Annotated in this window: 16 protein-coding genes; 11 read left to right on the forward strand and 5 right to left on the reverse strand. The window is 64.6% G+C overall.

Features of this window, described 5'->3' with window-relative positions; all coding sequences use genetic code 11:
* Positions 1-4: 4 nt before the first annotated feature.
* Complete coding sequence (locus FKZ61_RS00700) at positions 5-3,352, reverse strand: DUF5107 domain-containing protein (protein ID WP_141608137.1); 3,348 nt, start codon at positions 3,350-3,352, stop codon at positions 5-7.
* A 167-nt stretch (positions 3,353-3,519) separates the two neighbouring features.
* On the opposite strand from FKZ61_RS00700, the gene FKZ61_RS00705 reads away from it, so the two are divergent.
* Positions 3,520-4,845, forward strand: a complete 1,326-nt coding sequence (locus FKZ61_RS00705; RefSeq protein ID WP_141608138.1) for a mandelate racemase/muconate lactonizing enzyme family protein — start codon at positions 3,520-3,522, stop codon at positions 4,843-4,845.
* A gap of 132 nt (positions 4,846-4,977) precedes the next feature.
* Here FKZ61_RS00705 and FKZ61_RS00710 read toward each other — a convergent pair whose 3' ends face one another.
* Positions 4,978-6,753 (reverse strand): CapA family protein, encoded by a 1,776-nt coding sequence (locus FKZ61_RS00710; protein WP_229964079.1) that lies wholly within the window; start codon positions 6,751-6,753, stop codon positions 4,978-4,980.
* Positions 6,754-7,119: 366 nt separating this feature from the next.
* On the opposite strand from FKZ61_RS00710, the gene FKZ61_RS00715 reads away from it, so the two are divergent.
* The 5 genes from FKZ61_RS00715 to FKZ61_RS00735 all read left to right on the forward strand — a co-directional run bounded on the left by FKZ61_RS00715 (position 7,120) and on the right by FKZ61_RS00735 (position 12,721).
* The gene (locus FKZ61_RS00715; protein ID WP_141608140.1) at positions 7,120-7,878 is read left to right on the forward strand and encodes a 3-hydroxybutyrate dehydrogenase; all 759 of its coding nucleotides are present in this window, start codon (positions 7,120-7,122) and stop codon (positions 7,876-7,878) included.
* A gap of 46 nt (positions 7,879-7,924) precedes the next feature.
* Complete coding sequence (locus tag FKZ61_RS00720) at positions 7,925-8,908, forward strand: ornithine cyclodeaminase family protein (RefSeq protein ID WP_141608141.1); 984 nt, start codon at positions 7,925-7,927, stop codon at positions 8,906-8,908.
* An 84-nt stretch (positions 8,909-8,992) separates the two neighbouring features.
* On the forward strand, positions 8,993-10,048 hold the full coding sequence (locus FKZ61_RS00725) for an aldose epimerase family protein (RefSeq protein ID WP_141608142.1): 1,056 nt from the start codon (positions 8,993-8,995) through the stop codon (positions 10,046-10,048).
* 28 nt (positions 10,049-10,076) lie between these two features.
* Positions 10,077-10,544 (forward strand): (2Fe-2S)-binding protein, encoded by a 468-nt coding sequence (locus FKZ61_RS00730; RefSeq protein WP_141608143.1) that lies wholly within the window; start codon positions 10,077-10,079, stop codon positions 10,542-10,544.
* On the forward strand, positions 10,541-12,721 hold the full coding sequence (locus tag FKZ61_RS00735) for a xanthine dehydrogenase family protein molybdopterin-binding subunit (protein ID WP_141608144.1): 2,181 nt from the start codon (positions 10,541-10,543) through the stop codon (positions 12,719-12,721). The genes FKZ61_RS00730 and FKZ61_RS00735 overlap by 4 nt, the downstream gene beginning before the upstream one ends.
* A 74-nt stretch (positions 12,722-12,795) precedes the next feature.
* Here the strand turns inward: FKZ61_RS00735 and FKZ61_RS00740 are convergent, their stop codons facing one another.
* Positions 12,796-14,538 (reverse strand): potassium/proton antiporter, encoded by a 1,743-nt coding sequence (locus FKZ61_RS00740; RefSeq protein ID WP_211358340.1) that lies wholly within the window; start codon positions 14,536-14,538, stop codon positions 12,796-12,798.
* A 244-nt stretch (positions 14,539-14,782) separates the two neighbouring features.
* On the opposite strand from FKZ61_RS00740, the gene FKZ61_RS00745 reads away from it, so the two are divergent.
* Entirely contained in the window at positions 14,783-16,537 is a 1,755-nt protein-coding gene (locus FKZ61_RS00745; RefSeq protein ID WP_141608146.1) for an alpha/beta hydrolase family protein, read from the forward strand.
* Between the two features lie 144 nt (positions 16,538-16,681).
* On the opposite strand, the gene FKZ61_RS00750 is transcribed toward FKZ61_RS00745, so the two are convergent.
* Positions 16,682-22,069 (reverse strand): Ig-like domain-containing protein, encoded by a 5,388-nt coding sequence (locus FKZ61_RS00750; RefSeq protein ID WP_170199017.1) that lies wholly within the window; start codon positions 22,067-22,069, stop codon positions 16,682-16,684.
* Between the two features lie 445 nt (positions 22,070-22,514).
* On the opposite strand from FKZ61_RS00750, the gene FKZ61_RS00755 reads away from it, so the two are divergent.
* From FKZ61_RS00755 to FKZ61_RS00770, 4 genes are all read left to right on the forward strand, one after another.
* Positions 22,515-23,447 carry a phytoene/squalene synthase family protein gene (locus FKZ61_RS00755; protein WP_141608148.1) on the forward strand — a complete coding sequence of 311 codons (933 nt, stop codon included), beginning with the start codon at positions 22,515-22,517 and terminating at the stop codon, positions 23,445-23,447.
* A 9-nt stretch (positions 23,448-23,456) separates the two neighbouring features.
* On the forward strand, positions 23,457-24,530 hold the full coding sequence (locus FKZ61_RS00760) for a YbgA family protein (protein ID WP_141608149.1): 1,074 nt from the start codon (positions 23,457-23,459) through the stop codon (positions 24,528-24,530).
* Positions 24,531-24,950: 420 nt separating this feature from the next.
* The gene (locus tag FKZ61_RS00765) at positions 24,951-25,349 is read left to right on the forward strand and encodes a type II toxin-antitoxin system VapC family toxin (RefSeq protein ID WP_141608150.1); all 399 of its coding nucleotides are present in this window, start codon (positions 24,951-24,953) and stop codon (positions 25,347-25,349) included.
* Complete coding sequence (locus FKZ61_RS00770; RefSeq protein ID WP_141608151.1) at positions 25,346-25,573, forward strand: type II toxin-antitoxin system Phd/YefM family antitoxin; 228 nt, start codon at positions 25,346-25,348, stop codon at positions 25,571-25,573. Before FKZ61_RS00765 ends, FKZ61_RS00770 begins: the two co-directional genes overlap by 4 nt.
* A gap of 183 nt (positions 25,574-25,756) precedes the next feature.
* Here the strand turns inward: FKZ61_RS00770 and FKZ61_RS00775 are convergent, their stop codons facing one another.
* Positions 25,757-26,278, reverse strand: coding sequence for a GNAT family N-acetyltransferase (locus tag FKZ61_RS00775; protein ID WP_141608152.1), 522 nt, complete (start codon positions 26,276-26,278; stop codon positions 25,757-25,759).
* Positions 26,279-26,384 lie beyond the last annotated feature (106 nt).

The following is a 26,384-nucleotide window of genomic DNA, read 5'->3' on the forward strand; positions in this document are numbered from 1 at the left end:
TGATTCACAGGGTCGCGGTCTCGGCCAGCAGCCGGCGGTGGATGGCGGCGCCCACGTGGCTGGCATCCAGGGCAAGCACCTGGTCGAAGTGCTCCTGGGCCGCGTCGACCTCGCCCAGGCCCAGGTAGCCCAGGGCCATCATGAAGTGACAGTGGATGCGGTTGCGCCGGTTCAGGTCATCGTCGAAGACCAGGAAATCGGGCAGGGAGACGGCGAAGTAGTCCATCTGCACCTGGTCGTCCAGGTGGGTGCGCCCGTAGTCCACCAGCCTGTGGAAGATGTTCTGGGCCTGCTCTTCCCGGCCCAGTTTCCGCTGGGCCAGCCCCTGGTAGAAGATCATCTCCGGCGGCTGGTCGTTGTAGTACATGGGCGAGGTGGGCTCGCTGAGGCCGGTGGCCGCCTGGCGCCAGTACGCCTGAGCTTGCTCGCCATCCCCCAGGCCCTCGTAGGCGCAGCCCAGGTAGTAGAAGATGTGGTTCTCCTGGGTGCCGAAAAGCTTGCCCTCGCCCAGGTTGGGCGGGTAGGTCTGGGCCCGGGTGAGGCAATCGATGGCCTCGGCGTAAGCGCCCTGGGCCAGCAGCTCCCGGGCCTGCTCCACCAGGCTCCACACGTACTGGCCGGTGACCTTGCCCTCGCCCCCCTCCCAGGGGTGGAAGGTGCGCTGCATCAGCAGGTCGTAAGCCTCCCGGTGGCGTCCCAGCAGGTTGAGCAGGCTGATGCGCTCCAGGGTCAGGTCATCCCGCGCGGCGACCAGTTCGGCGTGCTCCTCCAACAGGGCCAGGCGCTCCGCCGGCGGACGGTTGAGCCGCTTGTAGAGCTGGTCCAGCTCGAAGAAGACCCGGGCGTCGGTGGGATCCAGGGCGAAGGCCCGCTCGTACGCGGCCCGGGCCTGGACCGGGTCGTGGCGCTTGTTGAAGTAGGCCAGGCCCAGGTTGCGGTGGACGGTGGGGAAGGCGTCGTCCAGCTCTCGAGAGCGTTCCCAGCACTGGATGGCCTCTTCGTAGCGACGGTGGGCGTACCAGAAGTTGCCCAGGTAGTAGGGGGCCCGGGCGTCGGTCGGGTTGTGGGCCATGGCCGCCTCCAGGGCCAGCACACTCTCCAGCCGGTTGGGGAAGCAGAAGTCGGGCGGCGCGGCAGCTGCGGCCTGGAAGTCGGCCAGGGCGCCCGTGGAGTCCCCCATCTGCAGGCGACACCAGCCCGCGTAATAGTGGCCCATGGGATCCTCCTGGGGGACATGCTGGAGCAGCGCCAGGGCCTCGGCGAAGAAACCGGCGTGGGCATAGTCCAGGGCCAGGGCGATGTAAGTGGTGGCCGTCTGCCGGGCGTGCTGGAAGAAGGCCCGGTCGTCCAGCAGCAGGTGGCGCTCCCACAGCGCGCCGTACTCCATGGCGTCCAGGGCGAGGGCCAGCTCCGTCTCCTGGATCGCCTCCTCGGCCCGGTCCAGCCGGCGCAGGATGGCCGTCTTGAGGTGGCGGGCCTGGTGGTGGCGCCAGTTGCGGTCCAGGGCGCGGGTGGCCAGATCCAGGGCCTCCTCCAGATCTCCCTGGCGGGCAGCCAGCCGGGCCAGCTCGAAGTAGCCGGCATCCTGCCAGGCCGCGTTCCAGACGGCCTTGTAGAAGGCGTCGAAGGCCTCCCGGTAGCGGCCCTGCATCTTCAGGCAGAGGCCCAGGTTGTAGAAGGGCTCGCCGTCGTAGGGGTTGGGATTGCGGCGGGTGAGGCTCTCGATGGCTCGGCGGAAGTAGGGCTCGGCTGCCGCGAATTGGCCCCGGCGATAGAGGAGCAGCCCCATGGCGTTGTTGCAGCGGCTGTCCAGGGGATCCCGGCGCAGGGCTTCCTGATAGTAGGGCTCGGGCGCGTAGGTGGCGTGGCGATACTGCTCCAGGTGCAGGCCGTTCAGGTAGAGCTCCTCGTTGGACTCGATGTCGGCCGGCGGCCGCGCCGGCGTGGCCGGAGGCGGGATCTCCGGCTTCTCATCGGGCAGGGGCGTGAAGGAGAGCAGCTCCCGGTCGCCGTCCAGCACCCGCAGGGTCAGGGACTGGGGCGCCGGCGGCCCCTGGGGCGTGGCGGGCAGGGGCACCCGTTCCCGGAGGACCCGGGTGGGCGACAGGGCTTCCTCCCGGTCAAAGAGGGGCATACCCTGGTGCAGGAGCTCCACCCGCACGGTGCGGGGCCAGGTGACATAGACGCCGATACAGGCCTCCTGGCCTGCCACCTCCAGGTTAAGCACCACCTCCTTGGAGGCGTTCTTGGCCGGACCGATGCCCTTGTAGGGCATGAAGATCTGGGTGAAGCGCTTCTCTTCGCCTGGCTGGAGCCAGGAGAAATCGGGCTGGTTGTCGGTGTACGCGCCGCACATGAGCTCGATGTACGGCCCATCCTCGTCGGTGAGCTGGCGGTCCCACGCCTGGCCGAAATCGCCGTTGCCCCAGGTCCACTGCTTCTTGCCCGGCACCACGTGGTGATTGGCCACGTGCATCATGCCCGCCTGGCGGCCGTGGTCGTAGCAGCCGATGAAGTCGAAGTCCGAGTGGTAGGCCATGAAAGAGGTGGGCACCGGGATGTTCTTGTAGCGGGAGATGTCGGTGCCCGGCGCGTAGTTCACTTTCGGGATGTTCTTGTAGCGGGAGATGTCGGTGCCCGGCGCGTAGTTCACTTTGTAGTAGACGCCGGTGGCGATGGGGAAATCGGACACATCCCGCTTGCCGTGGTCCATCACCGCGTGGACGTCCGGCGGGAAGACCGACTGGTAGTCGTCGTTGACGTGGACCGCCGGGTTGGCCCACCAGAGGAAGGTCTGGGGTTCGCCGGTGCGGTTGGCGAGCTGGACCGAGATCTCCAGGTAGGCCCGCTCCGGGTAGAGGGTGAAGCCGTGCATGCCCTTGGTGTTGTACATGGGCTCGATCTCGGCACACCAGATGGTCCGGCTGCCGTCGGGGTTGGCCACGATGCGCCAGTCCACCGGGGAGAAGGTGGTGGGGCGGTGGTGTTGGGGCCAGTTGAACTCGATGCCGCCGGAGATCCACGGGCCGGCCAGGCCCACCAGGGCGGGCTTGATCACCCGGTTGTAGTAGACGAAGTGGTAACCGTTGGTCTTGTCCAGGGCCATCTGAACCCGGCCGCCCAACTCGGGCAGGATCATGATCTTGAGGTACTCGTTTTCCAGAAAGAGCGCGGTGTAGGTCTTGTCCACCTTCTCGTCAAAGACCCGCTCGATGACCGGGTAGGGGTAGACCGCGCCGCTGCTCCCCTGATAGACCCGTTTTTCCAGGAAGAGGGGGTTCTTCTCCGGCTCACCGACGGGGTAGGTGGGGATGGTGATGGTTTCGGCCCAGGCTGAAACACCCTTGTGCATAGAACCTCCTGTCTGTCGCGTTCAATCGGTCCCCGCCACCGGGTTGGCCGACAGCGCACCCTTTTTGTCCTGTCTGTTGTCCGTGATACACTGGAGGATGGCTCCACCTTTTCTATTTTCCCACCATTTCCGCCAAATCTGAAGTTTCGCAAAAGGAGGAAACAGCCATGGCCCACCAGAAGCAGGATGAAGAAGCCCTGGGCAAGGTGGAGGATGCCATCAACACCTACTCCCGCCCATCCCAGCTCAAAATCACGGACATGCGGGTGGCGGTGGTCTGCAGCAACTACGACTACCCCATCATCCGCATCGACACCAACCAGGGCGTCTACGGCATCGGCGAGGTCCGGGACGCCGGCCACAAGGAGAACGCGCTCCAGTTCAAGAGCATGCTCCTGGGCCAGAACCCCTGCAACATCGACATGATCTTCCGACACATCAAGCACTTCGGCAACTGGGGCCGGGAGGGCGGCGGCGTCTCGGGCATCGAGATCGCCCTCTGGGACCTGATCGGCAAGGTGTACGGCGTGCCCTGCTACCAGTTCCTGGGCGGGAAGTACCGGGACAAGGTACGCATCTACGCCGACACCCCCGCGCCCGAGGAACCCACGCCGGAAGGCTACGCGGCCCGGGTCAAGGGGCGCAAGGAGCTGGGGCTGACCTTCATCAAGTTCGACATCCGCCCCCAGCTCTTCGGCGAGGTGGAAAATGGCCTGGTGGGGCGCCCGGTGGAGGGCGAGTATCCCATGGGGCGGCGCTGGCGGGCACCCGGCACCGGCGCCAGCATCAAGGTCACCGACCAGGGCATTGCCCGGGCGGTGGAGGTGGTCGCCGCCATCCGCGAGGCCGTGGGCTGGGACGTGGAGCTGTGCACCGATCACTTCGGCCACGGCCACATGACCCTCAAGGACGTGATCCGGCTGGGCAAGGCCCTGGAGCCCTTCCGCCTGGCCTGGTTCGAGGATCCCATGCCCTGGTGGGACATCGACGGCCACAAGGCGGTGACCGACGCCATCAACATCCCCACCGCGGCCGGCGAGGAACTCTACCTGTGGGATGGCTTCCGGGAAATGATTGAAAAGCGGGCGGTGGACATCATCCACCCGGACCTGCTTACCTCCGGTGGCATGTTGGAGACCAAGAAGATCGCGGACTACGCCGAACGGTACGGCCTGCCCACCGCGCTCCACTTCGCCGGCTCCCCCATCGCCTTCATGGCCAACGTCCACTGCGCCGCGGCCATCCCCAGCTTCGTGGCCCTGGAGCACCATGGCCTGGACCTGCCTTTCTGGACGGACCTGGTCACGGGCCTGCCGGAGAACTATCTGCAAGATGGCTACGTGGAGGTGCCGGACAAACCCGGCCTGGGCGTTGACCTCAACTACGAGGGCATCGAGGCCAACCTGCGCTTCCCGGGCCTCTTCGAGCCCACCGACGAATGGAACACGCCCAAGCTGGGCTTCTGGCAGCCGGACCGGCGTTGGGACAAATAGGGCGCCGCCGCATGGGAGGATGCCCAGAAAAAATGGAACACGGATGGGTAGGTCCGGTCTCCTGGCCGGACATCCGCACCCAACGGGACAGGAGCCCATGTCACGCAGGGATGCGTGACCTACCGGCCGGGTTCAGGGGGTGGGCGTGGGGGGAGTGGGCCGGGGCGGGGCAGCCGCGAAGATGCGGCCCAGGATCTCGGCCCGCTCCTCCGGCGTGGCCCAGCGGGGCTGGGCGTAGTCCTCCAGCACCGCGGTGAGGATCTCGGTGCCCAGCAGGCGCCCCTCGTAGATGGTGTGGCGGACCATCAGCTCCGTGCGGGTCTCCCAGCTCCACATCTGGTCGAAAAAGAGGTTGCCCAGCCCGTAGACAATGATGCCCGGCCCGTGGGGATCGTCTGGGCCGTAGGGCTCCAGGGCCTGGGGCACATGGCTCTGGACGCCGGTGACGATGTCCGCACCGGCCGCGCGCAGCTCCCGAAATTCCTCCACCTGCTGGCGGGTAGGCGTGGGCTCGTAGATCTCCAGGTACTGGAGCTCCACCGACACGATATCCACCTGCTGGGAGAGCTGGGCCACCCGCTCCAGGATCTCCCCTTTGTGGTCGTAGTAGTAACAGGCGCCGGGCTCGTCCTCGGTGGCCCAGGCCGTGTCCGGCCCGAAGGCCAGCACCGCCAGGAAGGCGAAGGTGTTGCCGTTGTGCTCCCAGAGGAGGGGGGCACAGGCCTCTTCCACATTCAGCCCGCTGCCGTAGATGGGGATACCCCTTTCCCGGTAGAACTGGAGGGAGCGCCGCGCGCCCTCCCGGCCGAAGTCGTTGACGTGGTTGCCGCTCAGCCCCACGATGTCCGTACCCAGGGCCTCCAGCGCCGCCCAGTAGCTGGTGTGGCTGCAGAGGATCAGATTGTTTTCGGTGTTGTTGACCACGCAATCGTCCAGGAAGGGCACCTCGTTGCTGATGTGGGTGATGTCGGCTGCAGCCAGGGTGTCCGAGATGTGCACGGTGGGGAAGAGGACGCCCCGGCGCTCCATGACTGCGGCCGTGCCCCTGCTCATGGCCGTGACGCCGGTCATGAGCAGGGTGGTCAGCCGGTCGGCCTGGCGATTGGTGCGGGGCTGGATGGCCGGCTGCAGCGCCTCGGCCAGGGGAGCCGCGGCCGCACCCCGTACGCTGAGGACCACGGTCAGGGGGTATGTGGCCGGATCAAAGCGGTTGTCCAGGGGGTTGGCGCCGTTCACCCGCAGCACCTTCCAGCGGGGGTGGAGCCGGTCGAAGGGCAGGATCCCCACCGCGGCCGGCTGTGCCTCCAGCGCGGCCATTAACTCTTCCGGCGCCAGGAACGGCCCGGCATAGGGACCCAGCAGGGGCGTCAGCATGGCCACGGTCTCTGGGGCGGCCAGGACGGGCACCTCGCCCTGCCCTTGCCACCCCTGTTGCAGGGCGTCCAGGGAGATCTCATCCCGCAGGGTGGCGAAGGGCACCACAGCGGCATAGATCCGCACGGCCAGGTGGGTGCCGGCCAGCCACCAGGGCGTCAGCTCCACCCGCGCGTGGGCCTCTGTCATGGAGGGCCCCAGGGCGACCGGGAGCACGGCGCCGCTGCTGGTGGTCACGGTCATGGGCTGGCTCAGGGCCTGGCGGAGGGGGGCGGCGAAGGAGTCCGGCAGGTTGGGGGCCAGGGCCACCGTCAGCGGCCCATCCAACGCCAGGGGCGTCGCCGTGGGCGCGGGGGTGACTGTGGGCAGCGAGACGGGCCAGGGGGACAGGGAGGGCGGGAGGTTCTGTGGCGCGTCTGGCCTGGCCGTCGCGGCACAGCCGGTCAAGAGTGCCAGCCCCACCAGCACCAGAATGCCCCGCCACGTTGGGCCATAACGGCTCCACGCCTGTCCCAATCGGCGGTCCTTGTCCATCCGCCACGGTAATCTACACTGTGTTTTTCGGATCATTCCGCCATGCCACCCGGTACGTTACGTCCCACGCACCTGCCACGCTGCCAAAGCGACCTGGGTGAGTATAGCAGAACAAATCAGGCGCCGACAAGGTGTTGCAGGGCCGGAGATATCGTTCGAGATCGTCGGTTTAAAGCCAAGGCTCATCTCCCAAATGTGTGCGAACCTGTTGGGTTCGCTGCGAAACCGGGGTGGGTAGCGCACATTTGTGGTAGATGAGCCAAAGCCAGATAGAGTGCTTGCTCCCGTGGGATCCCGGATGTACAATGCTGTCAACGTGAAACAAAACCCATACTTAAACGATTTGTGTGTTCATGGGAGGATGCCATGGAGGCGCGTGTGGCTATTGTCACCGGTGCGGCCAGCGGCATCGGCAGGGCGATCGCCGAGGGTTTAGCCCAGGTCGGTCACCAGGTTGTATTGGCCGACAGGGACGTCGACGCCGGTGAGGCCGTGGCCAACGCCGTGAAGGGGCTCTTCCTGGCCGTGGACCTGGCCGACGGAGCTGCCTGTCGGCGCCTGGTGGAGAAAACGCTCGCCCACTTCGGCCGAGCAGACATTCTCGTCAACAACGCCGGCTTCCAGCACGTGGCGCCTATCGACGAATTTCCAGAGACGGTCTGGCGCACCATGCTGGACGTCATGCTGACCGCGCCGTTTCTTTTGACCCAGGCCGTCTGGCCATCCATGAAGGAGCGAAACTGGGGACGGATCGTCAATATTGGCTCCATCCACAGCGTCGTGGCATCCCCCTTCAAGGTCGGCTATATCACGGCCAAACATGGTTTGTTGGGCCTGACCCGGACTGCGGCCCGGGAAGGTGGCCCATATGGCATTACCGTCAACGCGATTTTGCCCGCCTATGTGCGCACGCCCCTGGTGGAGCGCCAGATCGTTGACCAGGCCCGCATCCACGGCATCCCGCCGGACGCAGTGGTGGAGGAAGTGATGCTGGCACCAGCTGCCATCAAGCGCCTCATTGAGCCCCACGAAGTGGCATCTTTGGTCGCCTACCTCTGTTCGGAGCAGGCCGGCGCGATCACCGGCGCCGCCTGGACCGTGGACCTGGGCTGGACCGCCGCGTAGCCAGGATATCCATGCCGATTCAGGTTCCTATCCGGGGGAGCACACCATGCTAATCCTCTCGCGTTCCCATGTGGAAGCCCTCCTGTCCATGGAGGAGGCCATCGCTGCCGTGGAAGAAGGGTTCCGACAGCTGGCCCTGGGACAGGTGACCATGCCCCAACGCGCGGCCACGCCCGTGGAGCCACACCAGGGCCTGCACCTCTCCATGCCGGCCTACGTGGGCGGCCCGGTGGACGCGTTGAGCGTCAAGCTCGTCACCGTCTACCCGGAAAATCCGGCCCGCTTCGGCCTGCCCACCATCCAGGGCGTGATCCTGCTCCACGACGCCCACACAGGCCAGATCCTGGCCCTGGTGGACGCGGAGCATCTGACCGCCATGCGCACCGGCGCGGCCAGCGGGGTGGCCACCCGTTACCTGGCCCGCCAGGATGCGCGCCACGTGGCCATCTTCGGCGCCGGGCCCCAGGCCGCAGCCCAGCTGGAAGCCATGTGCGCGGTGCGGCCCATCGAGCGGGCCTTCGTCATCACCCGCACCGGCCGGCGCAACGCGGCGTTTTGCACCCGCATGGCCCGGCGGCTGGGCATCGAGGTGTTACCCTGTCACGATGCCCGGGCCGCGGTGGAATCGGCCGACATCATCTGCACCGCCACCAACTCCGCCATCCCCCTCTTCAACGGCAACTGGCTGGTCAACGGTACCCACATCAACGCGGTGGGCGCCTACACCACCGCCATGCGGGAGCTGGACACCACCACGGTGCGCCGCAGCCGGGTCTTCGTGGATCACCACCCCGCCGCCCAGGCGGAAGCCGGCGACATCATGATCCCGGTGGCCAACGGCGAGATCGGCTACGACCACGTGGCTGGCGAACTGGGGGACGTCCTGCTGGGGCGCGTCCCTGGCCGCACGGATGATAACGAGATCACCCTCTTCAAGTCGGTGGGCCTGGCCGTCCAGGACGCGGTGACCGTCGCCCGGGTCTACCAGTTGGCCCTGGCCCAGGGCGTAGGGCAGGACATCGCCCTGTGAGGGCCGCGCAACGGCAAGCGCGAGCGGGGGCGTATCCCCAACATGAACTACCAACCAACCGTACCACCAATGGAGTGATTGACCATGAACCTGACACAAGTTCCCTTCGGCACCACCAGCGATGGCATCGGGGTGGACCTCTTCACCCTCACCAACGACCATGGGGTCCAGGTCCAGTTGACCAACTACGGCGGCACCATCACCTCCTTCCTGGCGCCGGATGCCCGGGGCGAACTGGGCGAAATCAACCTGGGCTTCGACAGGCTGGAGGACTACCTGACCCGGAGCCCCTACTTTGGCTGTATCGTGGGGCGCTTCGGCAACCGCATCGCCAAAGCCCGCTTCCAGCTCCACGGCAAGGAGTACCGGCTGGCCCAAAACGACGGCGAACATCATCTCCACGGCGGGGTGAAGGGATTCGACAAGGTCGTCTGGCAGGCGCAGCCCTTCCAGAACGACGCCGGTGTCGGTGTACGGCTGGACTACCTCAGCCCCGACGGCGAGGAAGGCTATCCCGGCAACCTCTCGGTCACCGTCACCTACACCCTCACTCCCCAGGACGAACTGCGCATCGACTACCGGGCCACCACCGACCAGGCCACCATTCTGAACCTCACCAACCACGCCTATTTCAACCTGGCCGGCCACGGCACCATCCTGGACCATGTGCTCCAGATCTTCGCCGACCACTTCACGCCCATCGACGCCACCCTGATCCCCACCGGGGAAATCCGCTCGGTGGCGGGCACTCCCCTGGACTTCCGCCAGCCCACCCGCATCGGAGAGCGCATCGACCAGGACGACGAACAGCTCCGCTACGGCGGCGGCTATGACCACAACTGGGTGATCAACGGACCGGCGGGCACCCTGCGCCCCGCGGCCGTGCTGACAGAGCCCACCAGCGGCCGCCGCCTGGAGGTCCACACCACCCAGCCCGGCATGCAGTTCTACAGTGGCAACATGATGCCCGACTCCCTGCCCGGCCGGGGCGGCCAGGTCTACACCAAACGGTCGGGCCTCTGTCTGGAAACCCAGCACTTCCCAGACTCGCCCAACCACCCCAACTTCCCGTCTACCGTGCTGGAACCGGGCCAGGTCTACCAGGAGACCACGGTGTTCAAGGTGGGAACCACAGCCTGAATGCCCGGACGAACGATGAGGGACCACCATGCCACGCTACAATCTGCACGTTAACGGTCGCACCCACCGGGTGGAGACGGAGCCTGAAACGCCCCTGCTCTTCGTCCTGCGCAACGACCTGGGACTGAAGGCCGCCAAGCTGGCCTGTGGCCTGGAGCAGTGCGGCGCCTGCAAGGTGCTGGTGGACGGCCGGGCCGTTCCGTCCTGCCGGCTCCCCGTTGTCCAGGTGGCCCACAGCCAGATCGTCACCCTGGAAGGCATCAACCCGCCGGGAAAACTGCACCCGGTCCAGCGGGCCTTCATCGCGGAGCAGGCCGCCCAATGCGGCTACTGCACCGCGGGCATGGTGCTGGCGGCCATTGCCCTGCTGGACGAACATCCCCACCCCGACGACGCGACCATCCGTGCGGCCATGGCCCGGCACCTCTGCCGCTGTGGCAGCTATGACCGGATCCGCCGGGCCATCCGCCGGGCAGCCCAGGAGGTGAACCCATGAACGCACCCACCGTTGACCTGCCCGATGCCCTCCGCCGCTACCCGGAACTGGACGCCTGGATCCAGATCCAGGAGGATGGCACCATCGTCGTGTTCAGCGGGAAAGTGGAAATCGGCCAGGGCATCCGCACGGTCATCGCCCAGATAGCCGCCGAGGAGCTGGACGTCTCCCTGGAACGCATCCAGGTGGTGCTGGCCGACACCGGGCGCACCCCGGACGAAGGCTACACCGCCGGCAGCAATTCCACCCAGGGCAGCGGCGGGGCCGTACGCTTTGCCGCGGCTGAGGCCCGCCAGGTGCTCCTGGAACTGGCGGCGGAACATCTGGCCGCGCCCCTGGAGCGCCTGACTGTCCACGACGGCATCATCGTGGATCCGGTGACCGAAAACTACGTAAGCTACTGGGAGCTCATGGGGGGACGTCCCTTCCGCCGCCAGGTCACCGGCCGCACCCGTCCCAAAGATCCCGGCCAGTACACCCTGGTGGGCCAGCCCATCCCCCGCCTGGACATCCCGGCCAAGGTGGTGGGCCAGCCTGTCTTCGTGGATGACATGGAGCTACCCGGCATGGTGCACGGCCGGGTGGTGCGGCCACCAGCCGTCAACGCCACCCTGGCAGCCGTGGACCGGACCGGGGTGGAACGGCTGCCGGGGGTGCTGGCTGTGGTCCAGGATGGCAGCTTCCTGGGCGTGGTGGCCCGCCGGGAGGAACAGGCCGTGCGGGCTGCGGAGGCTCTGCGGCAGGCAGCCCGCTGGCAGGGGGAGACCGTCCTGCCTTCCCACGAGGAGATCTTCGACCACCTCCGCGCCGCGCCGGCCCAGAGCCTGCTGGTGGTGGACGGCACGCCGGTGGACGATCCCATCCCACCGGTAGTGCCGCCGGCGGAGGCTGCCCAAACCCTGACGGCCACGTACTACCGGCCTTTCCTCATGCATGCCGCGCTGGGGCCCTCCTCGGCCCTGGCCCAGTGGCAGGACGGCCGCCTCACCATCTGGACCCACAGCCAGGGCGTCTACCCGCTGCGGGGGGCGCTGGCCCAGGTTCTGGAGATGGCGCCGGAGGACATTCGGGTGATCCACGTGGAGGGCCCAGGCTGCTATGGCCACAACGGCGCCGACGACGCCGCGCTGGACGCCGCGCTGCTGGCCCGGGCCACCCCGGGACGGCCGGTCCTGCTCAAGTGGAGCCGGGAGGATGAACATCGCTGGGAGCCTTACGGACCGGCCATGGCCATTCAGATCCAGGCCAGCCTGGACGCCCAGGGGAGGGTCGTGGACTGGAACCACGACGTCTGGAGCTACTCCCATTCAGGCCGCCCCAGGCCCCGCGCCGATGGCTCTACCCTGTTGGCAGCCCGGCATCTGGCCCGGCCCATCCTGCCGCCGCCGCCCCGGCCGGGCCGGGGCCGTCATGGCGGCAGCCACCGCAACGCCGACCCGCTCTACACCTTCCCCCGGCGGCGCATCGTCAAGCACTTTGTGGCGGATAGCCCCCTGCGCACCTCCTCCCTGCGTAGTCTGGGGGCCTTCGCCAACGTGTTCGCCATTGAATCGTTCATGGATGAGCTCGCGCGGGCCGCGCAGGCGGATCCGGTGGCGTTCCGCCTGCGTCATCTGGGCGACTCCCGAGCCGGGCAGGTGCTCCAGGCGGCCGCGGAACGGGTGGGCTGGCAGCCGGGCGTCCGGGCCGGCGGCGAAGGCCAGGGCCGCGGCCGGGGCATTGCCTTTGCCCAGTACAAGAACGAAAAGTGTTACGCCGCGGTGGTGGTGGATCTGGAGGTGGAGCGGGAGAGCGGGGCGATCCGGCTTCAGCGCATCACCATCGCCGCGGACGCGGGCCAGATCATCAACCCGGATGGCTTGCGCAACCAGCTCGAAGGCGGCGCCATCCAGGCCGCCAGCTGGGCGCTGAAAGAGGCAGTCCGCTTTGGCCCCGAGGGGCTGGCCAGCCGCGACTGGCAGACCTATCCCATCCTGACCTTTGACGAAGCGCCCGAGGTGGACGTACTCCTCATCGACCGGCCTGGGGAGCCCCCCCTGGGGGCCGGGGAAGCCACCGTGGGGCCGACGGCCGCGGCCATCGCCAACGCGGTCTTCCATGCGGTGGGAGTCCGGTTGCGTCACATGCCCTTCACGCCGGAGCGGGTGCGCGCGGCCCTGCAGGAAGAGGCGTCTTGAGTCGATGCAAGAGTGGGGAAGGGGTCCACACCGTTGGGGTGAATCCATAACCGGCCATCGGTAGGGGACAGTACCTACCGAAGGGTCGCCCCGATGTCTCCCGGCAATGCCGGCGAGTGGGAATTTCCGGCACCGACAGTCTCCGCATCGGGGGCGTAGATGAGGGTCACGCGGTCCGGCTCATCGCCCGGTGCGATCAGGAAGGGGCCCAGCCGGGCACGGCGGCCTGTGCCGTCTGGCGGCAACAGCGAACCCACCGGCACGGTGGATTCCATGGGGCAGGGCAAGCCGAAAAAGCGGCAGATCTGCCCGACCGTGCTCTCGGCATGGAAGCTGAGCTGGAGGTCAGGGGCGAAGGACAACGCCCCGGCTTCGGGGTCGAAGAGTTGATCCATCAGCGGCTTGATCCGGGTCCGCATGGCGACGAACACGTGGTCGCCCGGTTGAAGGACCGTGGCTCCACGCGGGATGATCACCTTTTCGCCCCGGACGATGAGGGTGACGACGACCTCGTCTGGCAGGGCCAGGTTGCGGAGGAGTTGACCAGCCACGCGCGCCGTAGGGGCCACCGTGTATTCTACAATCTCGCCGTCCACGTGCCGCAGTGCGTTGATCTCCACGGAAACCGGCGGTGCCGGATCTGCCGGGCGGGCGAGCTTGAGCCAGCGCGCCACGAGGGTCAGCGACCACCCCTGGGTGATGGCAGAGACGAGCACGACGAAGAAGACGACATTGAAAAGGGCTTCGCTCCCCGGTATGCCTGCCATGAGGGGGAAGGTGGCCAGGGTGATGGGGACGGCCCCTTTCAAACCTACCCACGAGATAAAAGCCAGTTCGCGCAGCCGGAAGCCGAAGGGGAAGACAGAGATGGTCACGGCCAGGGGGCGGGCAACCAGGATCAGCACGAGGGCGATCAGCAACCCACTGCCTGCGACGGCGAGCAAACGGCTCGGAAAGCTCAGCAGCCCCAACATCACGAACAGCACAATCTGCCCCAACCACGCGGCTGCGTCGTGGAAAAACCGAATGCCACGCCGAAATACGATAGGGCTATTGCCCAGCACGATCCCGGCCAGGTATACGGCGAGAAAGCCACTTCCGCCCAGCACGGCCGCCAGGCCAAAGACGAGCAAGCTGAAAGCCAGCGCGAGGAGCGGATAGAGTCCCGGGTAGTCGAGATTCATGTAGTTGATGGCCCATGCTGCGACACGGCCCATGCCGATTCCTACAGCCGCGCCAACACCAAACTGGAGGAGAAACAAGAGAAAGAGGGCCGCTGCCGAACTGGCCGTGCCGGTGATAATTCCCACCAGGCCCAGGGTCAGAAAAATGGCCATGGGGTCATTGGAGCCGCTCTCCACTTCGAGGGTGGCCGCCAACCGCTCCGGCAACTTGACCCCACTTGTGCGGAGGATGGAGAAGACCGCCGCAGCGTCGGTGGAGCTGATGATGCCGCCCAGGAGCATCCCATAGAGCAGCGGCACATCTAATATCCACATGGCCGCGAGGCCCGTTAACACCGAGGTCAGGAGGACACCCACTGTGGCCAGCGAGAGGGCCGGGCGCCATGCTAAACGGAGGGAGGCCAGCGACGTGCGGAGCCCACCGTCGAAAAGGATGAGCGCAAGCGCCACGCTTCCTACGCTGTTGGCAAGGCTGTAATCTTCGAACGGAATTCCACCCAGCCCCTCGGAGCCGGCCAACATCCCCACGGCTAGAAACAACACCAGCATGGGCATCCCCAGCCGCGCCGAGAACTTGCTGGACGCGATACCAAGAAGAAGCAGAATCCCTGCCAGGAGCATCATCGCGTTCATGGAGCCCATGGCTACCAGTTTACCACATCCTGCCCCAACTAGTTGACCGGCAATTTCATTATTTCATCATCATATTCGACACTTGCTCCGCCACCTGTGGCAGGGCTATGATAAAATTTCGGGCAAGACGGCTGCTCGTTGGGACTGCTGAAATTCTTGCCCCCTGGCAAATACCCGAAGAGGAGCAGTTGCTCTGTCCACGCTGATGCCAATATGGAAATCATGACGCGAAAGGAAAGGCCTTGTGAAGCTCAGTACCAAGATCTTGATTCTTGCTTTGGCTTTGATCCTGATCGGCAGTACAACGGCCTGGCTGGTTCAAACAAACGGAGGTCAGGTAGCAATCAAAAATGTTCGTTTTGCCGGGTCGAACGGCATCGTACAAAACGCGACCCTGTACATTCCCAAGGGTGTCACGAAAGAGAATCCGGCTCCCGGCATCGTTGCCATCCATGGCTACATTAACACCAATGAGACCCAAGCTGGATTCGCCATCGAATTTGCACGACGTGGTTATGTGGTCCTGGCAGTGGATCAAACTGGTCATGGATACTCAGATCCGCCTGCTTTCGCCAATGGGTTTGGCGGGCCACCGGCTCTCGCGTTCATGCATACCCTTGACATTGTCGATCAAAACAACATTGGCCTGGAAGGGCACTCCATGGGTGGTTGGGCGTCGCTCATTGCCGCAGCAACCTATCCAGATGGATACAAATCCATCGTGTTGGAAGGTTCGTCCACCGGCACCTTTGGCGCCCCGGACGGTACGCCGACCTTTCCCCGCAATTTGGCCGTGGTCTTCTCCAAATATGACGAATTTTCGGCCTTGATGTGGGGCGCTCCAGTTCCGGTCGATATTGTTGCCACGGACAAGCTGAAGACCCTCTTTGGCACCGACGAAAACGTTGTTCCAGGCCAACTTTACGGCTCCATTGAAGATGGCACCGCGCGTATCCTGTATCAACCACCGGTTACCCACCCTGGCGACCATCTATCGACTCAGGCCATTGGCCATGCCATTGACTGGTTTCAGAGGACGCTGGACGGAGGCCAGCCTATTCCCCCTTCCAACCAAATCTGGTACTGGAAAGAAATCGGCAACCTGGTGGCCCTGATAGGTATGGTCCTGCTGTTGTTCGCCGCCGGCATGATCTTGCTCCAAACACGTTTCTTTTCCGAACTGCTCGAGCAGCCGGCGCCCGCCAAAGCCGCCAAGGGGATTGGCTGGTGGGTAGCCGCGCTCATCTTTGTCATTCTGCCGCCCTTGACCCTGTTTCCGTTTAAGGGGTTGTTTGAAGTGCTGGGGTGGCAGGCCAGTGCCCTCTTTCCACAGAACATCACCACCCAAGTTATCATTTGGACCACGCTTTTGGGGGTTATTTCCCTGGTACTATTCCTGTTGTGGCATTTCGCCCTAAACCGCGCTACAAACCCCAACGGAGACCATTACGGGATAACTTGGGGGAGGAAAATTCTGTGGCGTAAGGTCGGTAAGTCTTTCCTGCTGGCCTTTTTGGTTGCGCTGGCCGGGTATGTCTCTTTACTGCTGGTGGCCTTCTTCTTCAAAACAGATTATCGGTTCTGGGTCTTTGCCGTTAAACCGATGAATGCCCTGCAATTTCGCATTTCCCTCTCGTATCTGATTCCGTTCATATTTTTCTTTTTGGTCGCCGGTACGATTCTCCATGGTCAATTACGCCGTGAACATATGGGGATGGGTCGGGAGATGCTGCTAAATTGGGTGTTGATGGTGATCGGCTATATCGGCCTCTTGCTCTACCAGTACATCCCGCTCCTGGCTGGTCACACATTGGCAAACCCGGCAGAGCCGTTGTGGACGATCATTGCCTTTCAGTTCTTGCCATTGATGACCATCGTAGCATTGGTCAAAACCTATTTCTTCCGCAAGACGGGCCATATTTACGTGGGCGCTTTTCTGAGTGCTGTGCTCATCACCTGGATTGTAGTCGCCAGCCAGGCTATCCACTTTGCGTTCTAGACAGAGCTAGATTTCCCCACAAACGACGCAGGGAGCGTTCCCTTTCGAACGCTCCCTGCACCACCCATGTATTGCCCCTTCACGACGTCGATCAACAACCTCATTCATTGCCCCGCAACAACATCCCCCGCAGGGCCCTCCGACCTACTCGCTGGCCCCGATGCGGAGGACCGAACTGGCAGAACGGCCCCAGGTCGTCGTGTCGTACATGGCGGCCGCCTCTGCCGGCAGGGACAGGAAGTGCCCCTCCTGGGTGGCCCGGGCCAGGTAGGAGTAGGTGTGTAACCCCGGGCTCAGCTCTGTGATGAAGAAGCTCACCCGATCGCCCCAAATCTCCTTGTGGTTGTACCCATATTCCTGCCAGTACAGAACCGGCTCCAAGAAATCAGCAGCCACGTGGCTGGTTGTGTTGAGCCCTTCATTCAGTGCCTCCAGCCCACCGGGCAGCCGATCCTCTACCAGAAGGTAAAAGGCCCGCTCCGACACCCGCACACTTAACAGAACCTGCACCAACTGCCCCGCGGCCACCCACGCCACTTCCTGACCGCTGACCGGGTCCAGGTAAAGACGGCGGATTTCCACATTGCCCGCCGGCCCAATCTCGGCCTGGGGCAGATACAGGCGCTGCTGAATGGTGTAGTACAGGGGGCCGGCCGTGGCCAGGAGGACCACCTGATTGTCGCCAGGTGCCATCTGTCCAGCCGGGATGATCACCGTGCCGGTCAGTTCACCGAGCCCCAACGCCCCGCCGGCTATGGACTCCCCATTCAACTGAACCGTGTAGCCGGCATCCGGGATCGCTTCCTGATTGGCCAGCAGATGATCCGTCAGCGCCAGGAGGGTGAAAGCCGTCTCATTGGTGCTGCCCCATCCCTCGCCCCGGCGTTGGGCCATCAGCCAGCGCACGATGCCAGCTTCCAGGGGATGACCCGGCCGAATCTGGACGAAGGCGCTGAGGGCCAGGGCAGTGCTGCGTACGCTGGAGGCCATGTTCTTCTGGTAGTAGTGGCCGTCCTCCGCCGGATTCAACCAGTAGACATGGTCTTCCTCCACCGTGGCGGCCGCCGCGAGGGCATCCAACCACTCCTGGGCCAGGGGTTCCAGGCCCAGTCGATACAGGGAAAGGGCCAGCGCGGCCTGGCTGAAGGCATCCTGGGGCGAGCCAGGCTGTTCCATCTCCGCCGCCAGGGACCGGGTGGCTTCCAGATCCCCCTGGCCGGCCATGGCCATGCTGTACAGGGCAAAGGCACGGGTGCGCAGATCCATTTCCGCCAGATGGGCAGCCAGCCAAGACACACCCCGGTCGATCACCTGGGGATCTACCGGATACCCCGCCTCGGCCGTGACGGCCAGCCCAAAGACCACCCAGGCCGTCTGATAGTCCTGGCTGCTGTCGTCATACCACCAGCCCCAACCGCCGTCGTTGTGCTGGTAGCCGTACAGCCGCTGCACGCCGGCGTCGATGAGCAGAGGCAGATCGACCGCCAGGGTTGAATGGTCGATGCCGATCTGGTGAAGGGCCCGGCCGACCACCGCATTCGGCAAGGCCCGGCTCATGGTCTGTTCGACACAGCCATAGGGAAAGCCCGTCAGATATTCCAGGCCCTGGAGCATGCTCCCGGCGATGGAGCGACTCAGCTCGATCCGGACCTGGCTCATGGCAAGGGCCCCTGGCGGAAGCTGCACGGTCGCCGTGAATGCCCCCTCGACCAGGCCCACCTGGTTGATGACCTCGGGCACGGCCAGGGGGCGAATCTCCAGCGGCAGCTCGACGCTGTCGCCCAAGGTGGAGGCCTCGTCCACAGCCCAGACCGTCAGCTCCACCTGGCCGGGTATGAGCGCTTGGGCAGGCCAGCCCACCACCTTCACCTCCCCCGGCTCCAGGCGGAGGGTCTGGGTGACGGCGTCCTGGAGAGCCAGGAGGGCATCGTCGCCCTGGAGGCCCACGGCCAGTTGGCGCACCTGGTCGTCATGGTTCTGGACGAGGGCGGAGATGGCCAGCTCGTCGCCGGCAGTCAGCCCACGAGGCAACAAGGGGCGGACCACAATGGGCTGCCAGGTGGTGATGTGGGTGTACGCCTCACCGACCTGGGTCTCCGGGCCGGTCGTGGCTTTGACCGTCATGCGCCAGCGGGTCAGATTGTCCGGCAGGGTCACGGTCACCGTGGCCCTGCCTGTGGCGTCGGTCTGAATCGCCGGCAGCCACAGGGCCGTGTCGGCGAAATCCCGCCGAGGCGAGGCCAGCAGCCCGCCGTCCCCGCCGCCGCCGCCCCCACCGCCCAGCCAGCGTATCAGCGCCATGCCGTCGTAGGTGCGCACCCCATGTTCCCGCTCTGCGTAGAAGGCATCGAAAATTGGCCCCGCCAGATCCTCACTCAGGGCAAAGATGGCCTCATCCACCAGCGCCAGGGAGAGCTCTGCTACCACAGGCTGGCCGGCCTCGTCCGTCACCTGGACAGCGAAGGTGGCCTCCTCCCGGGGCCCGTAACGCTCCCCGTCGGACAGGATGGCCACGCGCAGCGTCTTGTCGGTGACCGGCACATGCAGCTCCACCTGGTCCTGGCGTAGCCGGCTGTCGGGCAAGTTGGTCCAGGTGGCGTCGGTGAGGCGGGTATCCTGGGCCTCCCAGGTGCTGATGGTGACAAAGATGTTGGGGGCGTCGTCGGCCTGAACGGGCAGTTCGACGACGGTGAGCGGGCTGTGGAGCTGGACCAGTTGCTCCCGACGGGTGGTGCCCCTTTCCACGGTCAAGAGGGCGGGACCGTCGGTAGCGGACTCCACCACCAGGCGGGCCACATCACCCGGTGCGAAGGTATCCTGCTGGGCCCGGATGCGCAGGTCGCCCTGGTTCGACGTGATCCACGGGCTGGTCTGGTCGAAGACATAGAGCCAGGTGCTGTAGCCGATGGCGTTCCCCAGGCTGTCGGTGGCGTCTGCTCGCAACTCGTAATAGCCCGGCTCATCCACCGTCAGTGGCAACTGGACCTTGCCCTCGCCGTCGGTATTGAGGCCAGCCTGGGGCGTCAATGCCCTCTGTTCCGCGCCAGGTCGGCCGTAGGGGATCAGCGCGAGTTCCACCCCACGGTCGCTCACCGGCGTTCCGTCAATGCCTGCCGCCGTCAGGGTAACCGTGAAGGGCACGCCGGGTTGCTTGAAGTAGCCATCCGTCTCCAACGTCAGGGCTTCGGCAGCGCTGTAGACATGGAAAACGGCCAGACTGCTCCCGGTCTGATGGCTGCCGTCATCCACGCTGGCTTCCACGCCCCAGATGGTCTGGAGCAGGTCTGCCTGCCAGGAGACAGGATGCCCTGTGTTGCCCATCTGGGCAGTGAAGGTGATGGTGAGACGGCCCTGGGCATCGGTACGCGCGTGCACGGGCGGCTGGGACGACTCATACCACGTGTACGCTTCCCGGGTGTCCGGGTCCCACCACTGGCGAGGGGCCAGCTCAAACTGGTGGAGGACCACCTGAGCATCGGCCACCGGCTCGCCAAACAGATAGGCCGCGGAGAGGGTCACCGTAACCATCTCACCCACCACCAGCTGGCCGGCATGGGTTTCCACCGCCACGGCGTAGTCCGGCTTGCGGTAATCCTGGACCTTGAATGTCTGGCGGTGGTTTTCGCCATCCAGGGCGATCTCCACCTGGTAGTCGCCCAGCATGGCCCCCTCGGCCAGCTGGAAGGCGCCATGGGCAGTCCCGAAGCCATTTGTGGTCAGCTCCAGGCTCTGGACCAGGTTGTTGCGGGCGTCCCGCAGGCGGGCGATGAGGGGCGTGCCGCCAGGTGGCAGGCCGATGACCGCGTCGTCATCCTGTCGGACAATGGTCTTAAAAAACACCGTCTGTCCCGGGCGATAGATGGGGCGCTCGGTGTAGGTATGGACAGCGTAGCGCTGCGCGGCCGGTGCCGGCTCCCACCATCCCCACCCCAGATCCCCTCGGCTCTGCCACTCGGGGCTCAGGCCGATGGCGGTCACGTCATCGGCCACCCGGGCAATCACCATGAGGGGCTGGGGATCTTGCGCCAGGGCCGTCCGATAGAGGCCGTGGGCGTCGGCCCTGCCCTGGGCCAGCCGGGACCCATCCCGGGCGTAGATTTCCACGTCGGCGTTTGCCGCTGGCGCCCCGTTGATATCCGTCACCCAAGCCACCATCTGGCCTTCGGCCTGTTTGATCACCAGGACATGCCGGCTCAGGATCACCAGGAGCTGATCGTTCACCTGGCCAGCCGTCAGGTTCAGGAGGTACAGGCCGGGCGCCACAGTGGGCGGGATCTGGGTTTCCTGGGCGAAGTCTGCGTACTGGGCGGTGGACCGGCGGGCGACAGATTGCTCCCAACGGGTTTCCAGGGGCAGATCTGCGAAATCGATCAGGAGATCTTCGTATCCGGCCACGCCCCGAAACCCGGAAGCGTAGCGATCCAGGAATTGGGGAAGCTCCAACCGGTACAGCTCGAACTGAACAGGGATAGGCAGTTGATTGAGCACAGAGAACTGGATCGCCCGACGGCCATCTGCATCCACCACCTGGGCATTGGCGCCCCAGCCAAAATGGGCCACATTGTCCCGCCCGGTGGTGTTGAACGACCAGGAAAAGGGGCGGCGCAGGAGGGGCTGGCTGTCTGCTGTCAGGGCCGTCGTGGCCAGGGTGACGGTGTAGGTGGTGTGTTCGGCCAGATAGTCCTGTTCAGGGCGGAAGATCAAGGTATTGTCCTGCCAGGAGAAGCCGCCGGGGACAGCAGGAGTAATATGAAAAGCCGCTTCGGTGCTGGCGGGATCCATGGCTCCCTCGAACTCCATTTCCACCGCCGCAGCCGGGTGAACCCATTCGCCATCCAGTGGGTAGGTGCGCAGGATGGGGGGCGGTGTGGTAAAGGAGATGGCCGGCGGAGCGGGCATGGGCTCCCCCTGGCTGTCCTGGAGGCCGTGTTGAAAGCGGAGAACAAAATCCAGCTCAGGCGGAAGGGGCGCCACCGGCGTCAGAGTGAGCATGTGGCCGTCGTCGCTCCAGCTCCAGTCGAAGTCCATGGGCGGCTCGGTGGACAGGCTCTGCCGGACGCTCTCGGGATCCATGGCGTAGTTAAAGACCAGGACCACGGGCGCATCCCGGGCCAACAGGGTGGGATAGCTGGCGTAGGAGAGAACCTCTGGCGGGGTGTACGAGAGCGCCAGACCATCGCCCATGCGATCCCCCTGGAGGTCAGCAGCCGTACCGGCTAAACGGAAATGGTACTCCACGCCGGGGATGAGGGGAGAATCCACCGACGCGATCAGGGTGAGATTTTGCCAGTGCAGGGACAGGGTCGAGGCCGGCTCCGTGCCCAGGGCAGCCGCCACGCTGGCCGGATCCATGGGCCGGTCGAAGGTGACGTACAGCTTCGGGCGCCGCGGTTCCGGCCAGCCTGGGTCCAGGTAGGCATTGGTGACGAAAGCGGGCAGGTGGATATCCTCCTGGGCAGAGACAGGTCTCCCCACCTGACAGATCAAGAAAATCAGGGCGAGCAACACGGCACCCCTCATTCGACGTACCATGTTTTTTCCTCCTTCAGGGAAAAAGAAACGCAGAGGGATAAGCGGTGGGAGACCGATGGGGCATGGCGATCCACGGGCATGCAGATGCCTGCAACCATTATAGGAAGGCCTCCCCGGCATGTTGGACCAAATTCAGACCATTTGCCTACGCAGCGGCCCGTCAAGCGGGCGCCTGCTTTCGGCCATCAGGGCCCATGCCACGCTCTCCATGGTCCAGTTTGGCAGGGCTCACCCAAAACCATTTCAAAACATTGACAAAACCATAACAACGTGCTAAGATAGGGCCACGTGACCGAATCACGGAACTCGACGGCCAGATCCGCCATGGCACCCCAAGATGCAGCAGGTACAGGGAGTTTCCAGTCCGCCATGGGATGCCCCCACGGGAAACAGTTGCCGATCCTTGCCGTCAAGTTCCACGTTCTCTTCAAAGCAGGGGGAAACCGTGACTGCCCAAACTTCCGCCTGGGAGGAGCGTCTGCTCCAGCAGGCCCTGCCCCACCTGGCCCTTCACCTGCCCCGGTCGAGCCAGCCCATCCCGTCGGACCCGACCCTGCGCCGGGCCTACCGCCACTGTGCCCGGATCGCCGCCCGACACAGCCGCTCCTTTACCTGGGCTTCGGCCCTCCTGCCCCCGGCGAAGCGGCAGGCCATCCGCGCCCTCTACGCCTTCTGTCGCACCACCGACGACCTGGTGGACCGGCCCCAGGGCGAGCCCACCCGGCAACTGGAAGCCTGGGAACAGCGCCTGGCCCACCCCGATCCCGACGACCCCGTGCCCTGGGCCTGGGCCGATACCCGGGTGCGCCACGCCGTGCCGGACGCCTACGCCCGCCAGCTCATCCACGGCGTCTCCCGGGATCTCTACCAGCACCGCTACGAGACCTTCGCCGACCTGGCCGTCTACTGCTATGGGGTGGCATCCACCGTGGGGTTGATGAGCATGCACATCGTCGGCTTCGCCGGCCCCGAAGCTGTCCCCTACGCGGTGAAGCTGGGGGTGGCCCTCCAGCTCACCAACATCCTGCGGGATGTGGCCGAGGACTACCGCAACGGCCGGATTTACCTGCCCCAGGCAGAACTGGCGGCCTTTGGCCTGGATGAAACCGACCTGGCCCGGGGGGTGGTGACGCCAGCCTGGCGGGCCTTCATGCAGATGCAGATTGCCCGCAACCGTCGCCTCTACGCCGAGGCCTGGCCGGGGATTCGCCTGCTGAACCCCGATGGACGCCTGGCCATAGCTGCGGCCGCCGACCTCTACCGGGCCATCCTGGACGACATCGAGGCCCACGATTACGACGTGTTCAGCCGTCGCGCCCACATCGGCACATGGGCCAAGGTGCGGCGGGTGGCCCGTCTCTGGCTTCTTCACAAATAGGGAAATCCCATGCAAACCGACCCACGTCCCGAGTCCCAGCCGCCGGAGACGTTGCCCCCTGCTTCCCCGGTATCCGGCCGCCCCAGGCCGGCAGCCACAACCGAGAGTACGGCCTGGTCCTTCCCCCGTCCCAGGCTGGTGGTCAGCCGCTGCCTGAATTTTCACCACTGCCGCTACGACGGCAGCCTCATTCCCAACAGCATCATCGCATCCCTGCAGGACTATGTGGAGTTCGTGCCCATCTGCCCGGAGGTGGAGATCGGCCTGGGTGTGCCCCGGCCGCCCGTCCGCCTGGTGCAAGGCGAAGGGGAGATCCGGCTGGTCCAGCCCGACACCGGCCGGGATCTGACCCAGGCCATGGCGGAGTTCAGCACCACCTTCCTGGGCAGCCTGCCGCCGGTGGATGGTTTCATCCTGAAGAACCGCTCGCCCTCCTGCGCCATTCAGGACGCCCGGGTCCATGTGGAAGCAGGGGCCAGGGGTGGCGCCCCAGGCCGACGCCCGGGGCTCTTCGGCGCCGCGGTGCTGGCACGCTTCCCTCTGCTGCCGGTGGAGGATGAAGGCCGGCTGACCAACCGGGCCATCCGGGAGCATTTCTTCACCGTCATCTTCGCCCTGGCCCGCCTGCGCCAGGTGGAGGCAAGCGGGAAGATGGCCGCGCTGGTGGAGTTCCACAGCCGCTACAAGCTGCTCCTCATGGGGCTGGACCAGCTCCGGACGCGGGAATTGGGCCGCATCGTAGCCAACCACGCTCGCCTCTCCTTCCCTGTGGTGGTGGCCCGCTATCGCACGGCCCTGCAATGGGCGTTTCAGCAGCCACCGGCCCGCCCGGCCATGGTGAATGTACTGATGCACGCCCTGGGCTACTTCTCTCGCCAGCTCCACCCCAGGGAAAAAGGCTACTTTTTGGAGATGTTGAACGAATATCGGGAGGGGCGGTTGCCCCTGAGCACGCCGGTGGGGGTGTTGCGGGCCTGGGTGGTCCGCTTTCAGGATCCCTACCTGGCCGGCCAGGCCCTCTTTCACCCCTTCCCCACCCCGCTGGTGGATCTGAACGACTCCGGCAAAGGACGCTCCGCCTGACGGACCGCCATCAAATCACCGGCCACAAACACAGCGCCGACCTAAAAGGTCGGCGCTGTGACATTTCCCACGAATCCTTTGACAGCCGTCCTCCATAGTGGCGCACTGTGTGGATGCGTCCACGTGCCCAGGCGGGTTCTGTTGGAGGAGCGGAAATAGGGAGGGAAAGGATCAGGCAGCTACGTCACGTCGGCTGTGCCGGATTTGCAGCAACATTTATGTACATGCACAATAGTGGTACAATTGTACATGACTCCCCTGCAAAAAGGGCATTTTTAAACGCAAAGGCGCAGAGGCGCAAAGAAACGCAGGAAAGAGTAACCCGAATCAGCGTTCATCTGCGTGGGTCCGCGTCCTGACTTGACCTTTGTGCAGTAGAGCCACAATTGTACATAATGGAGTGAAAAGGGGGCGCCAGTTATGGAAGTCGTGGTCGACGCATCAGTCATCATCGCCGTTATCGCCAATGAACCTCAAAAACAAAGACTTATCACTCTCACCACTGGCGCAGACTTAATCGCCCCTTTTTCAATCCATTGGGAAATCGGGAATGCGTTCTCCGCAATCCTCAAGAAGGGACGAATCACCTTGCATCAAGCGATTCGGGCCATTGCGATCTACCAAAACATCCCGATACGTTTTGCCGAAATCGAATTGGAGAAATCGCTAAAAATCGCTGCTGAGTTGAACATCTATGCTTACGATGCTTACTTGATCTGCTGTGCCTTGAAATACAACGCTCCCCTACTTTCTCTGGATCAAAATTTGGTTCGACTGGCACAGATGCAAGGAGTGAACGTGATAGAGGTGGAGCCATGAATGTCTACACGTACAGCGAAGCTCGTCAGAAATTGGCCACCCTGCTGGACAAAGCCTTGCAGGAAGGGGCGGTTCTCATCAAGCGCAAGGACGGACAGGTTTTCGTCGTAAAACCCCAAAGCCCACAGAATTCGCCCCTGGATGTGGAGGGAATAGAGCTGAATCTCAACGCCGACGAGATTATCGCCTTTGTGCACGAAGGCAGACGCACCCCGAACCCGTGAGTGCACAGGTTCGGAGCGTACAGCCCGATATCTGTTTTCCCCCAACGGTTGGAATGATCCCCGTCGCGCGATATGATGCCTGTTTGAAACCGACAGGGCGGGCTGGTAGCCCGCCCTGCATGAATTGATTCCGATGGATGGGGACGCCTCGCTCCCCGGCCGGACAGGGCTGCTTGCCCGTTGTCACATATCCTTGTGTGACCTGCGTACTGAGGGGACAAGCAGCTTGTACATGACATAGGCATCTACATAGCCATATGTTGGGTGCCGGAAAGCTTCCGGCAGGGTACCGACGATCTCGAAACCGAGCTTTTGCCAGAGACGCACAGCGCCCTGGTTGGTGGACACAACCAGGTTGAACTGCATGGCCCGAAAGCCACGGCGACGGGCTTCCTCCTGCGAATGCTGACACATGGTGGACGCGATGCCCCGACCCCGGGCATGCTGACCTACCACATAGCCACAGTTGCAGACGTGGGATCCCTGTCCTGGTTGATTGGGTTTGATGTAGTAGGTGCCAAGAATCTGGCCGTCTTCATCTTGGGCCACAAAGGTGGCAGCAGGGATCTCTACCCAGTGCCTGTGCGCTTCTTCCTCAGAAATATCCCTGGCAAAGCTGTAGGTTTCGCCGGCGCGGAAGACCGGCTCCAGGATACGCCAGACGTCGGGCCAGTCCACAGGATGAAAGAGTCGAACAGTGATCATGACGAACAGGTGAAATTCTCTCCATCTGTCGGGCTGCACCAGTACAGTCTGGCGTCAATACCACGGCAGAAATTCGCCGATAGTATCCACCAGAGGGAGTGCCGCC

This window comes from Litorilinea aerophila, assembly GCF_006569185.2.
Lineage (GTDB): Bacteria > Chloroflexota > Anaerolineae > Caldilineales > Caldilineaceae > Litorilinea > Litorilinea aerophila.

Coding starts and splice junctions, on each gene's coding strand:
- FKZ61_RS00765 (WP_141608150.1), top strand. CDS start 24,951: ATGGAAGTCGTGGTCGACGCATCAGTCATCATCGCCGTTATCGCCAAT.
- FKZ61_RS00710 (WP_229964079.1), bottom strand. CDS start 6,753: ATGGACAAGGACCGCCGATTGGGACAGGCGTGGAGCCGTTATGGCCCA.
- FKZ61_RS00760 (WP_141608149.1), top strand. CDS start 23,457: ATGCAAACCGACCCACGTCCCGAGTCCCAGCCGCCGGAGACGTTGCCC.
- FKZ61_RS00770 (WP_141608151.1), top strand. CDS start 25,346: ATGAATGTCTACACGTACAGCGAAGCTCGTCAGAAATTGGCCACCCTG.
- FKZ61_RS00725 (WP_141608142.1), top strand. CDS start 8,993: ATGAACCTGACACAAGTTCCCTTCGGCACCACCAGCGATGGCATCGGG.
- FKZ61_RS00700 (WP_141608137.1), bottom strand. CDS start 3,352: ATGCACAAGGGTGTTTCAGCCTGGGCCGAAACCATCACCATCCCCACC.
- FKZ61_RS00705 (WP_141608138.1), top strand. CDS start 3,520: ATGGCCCACCAGAAGCAGGATGAAGAAGCCCTGGGCAAGGTGGAGGAT.
- FKZ61_RS00720 (WP_141608141.1), top strand. CDS start 7,925: ATGCTAATCCTCTCGCGTTCCCATGTGGAAGCCCTCCTGTCCATGGAG.
- FKZ61_RS00715 (WP_141608140.1), top strand. CDS start 7,120: ATGGAGGCGCGTGTGGCTATTGTCACCGGTGCGGCCAGCGGCATCGGC.
- FKZ61_RS00775 (WP_141608152.1), bottom strand. CDS start 26,278: ATGATCACTGTTCGACTCTTTCATCCTGTGGACTGGCCCGACGTCTGG.
- FKZ61_RS00735 (WP_141608144.1), top strand. CDS start 10,541: ATGAACGCACCCACCGTTGACCTGCCCGATGCCCTCCGCCGCTACCCG.
- FKZ61_RS00730 (WP_141608143.1), top strand. CDS start 10,077: ATGCCACGCTACAATCTGCACGTTAACGGTCGCACCCACCGGGTGGAG.
- FKZ61_RS00740 (WP_211358340.1), bottom strand. CDS start 14,538: ATGAACGCGATGATGCTCCTGGCAGGGATTCTGCTTCTTCTTGGTATC.
- FKZ61_RS00750 (WP_170199017.1), bottom strand. CDS start 22,069: ATGGTACGTCGAATGAGGGGTGCCGTGTTGCTCGCCCTGATTTTCTTG.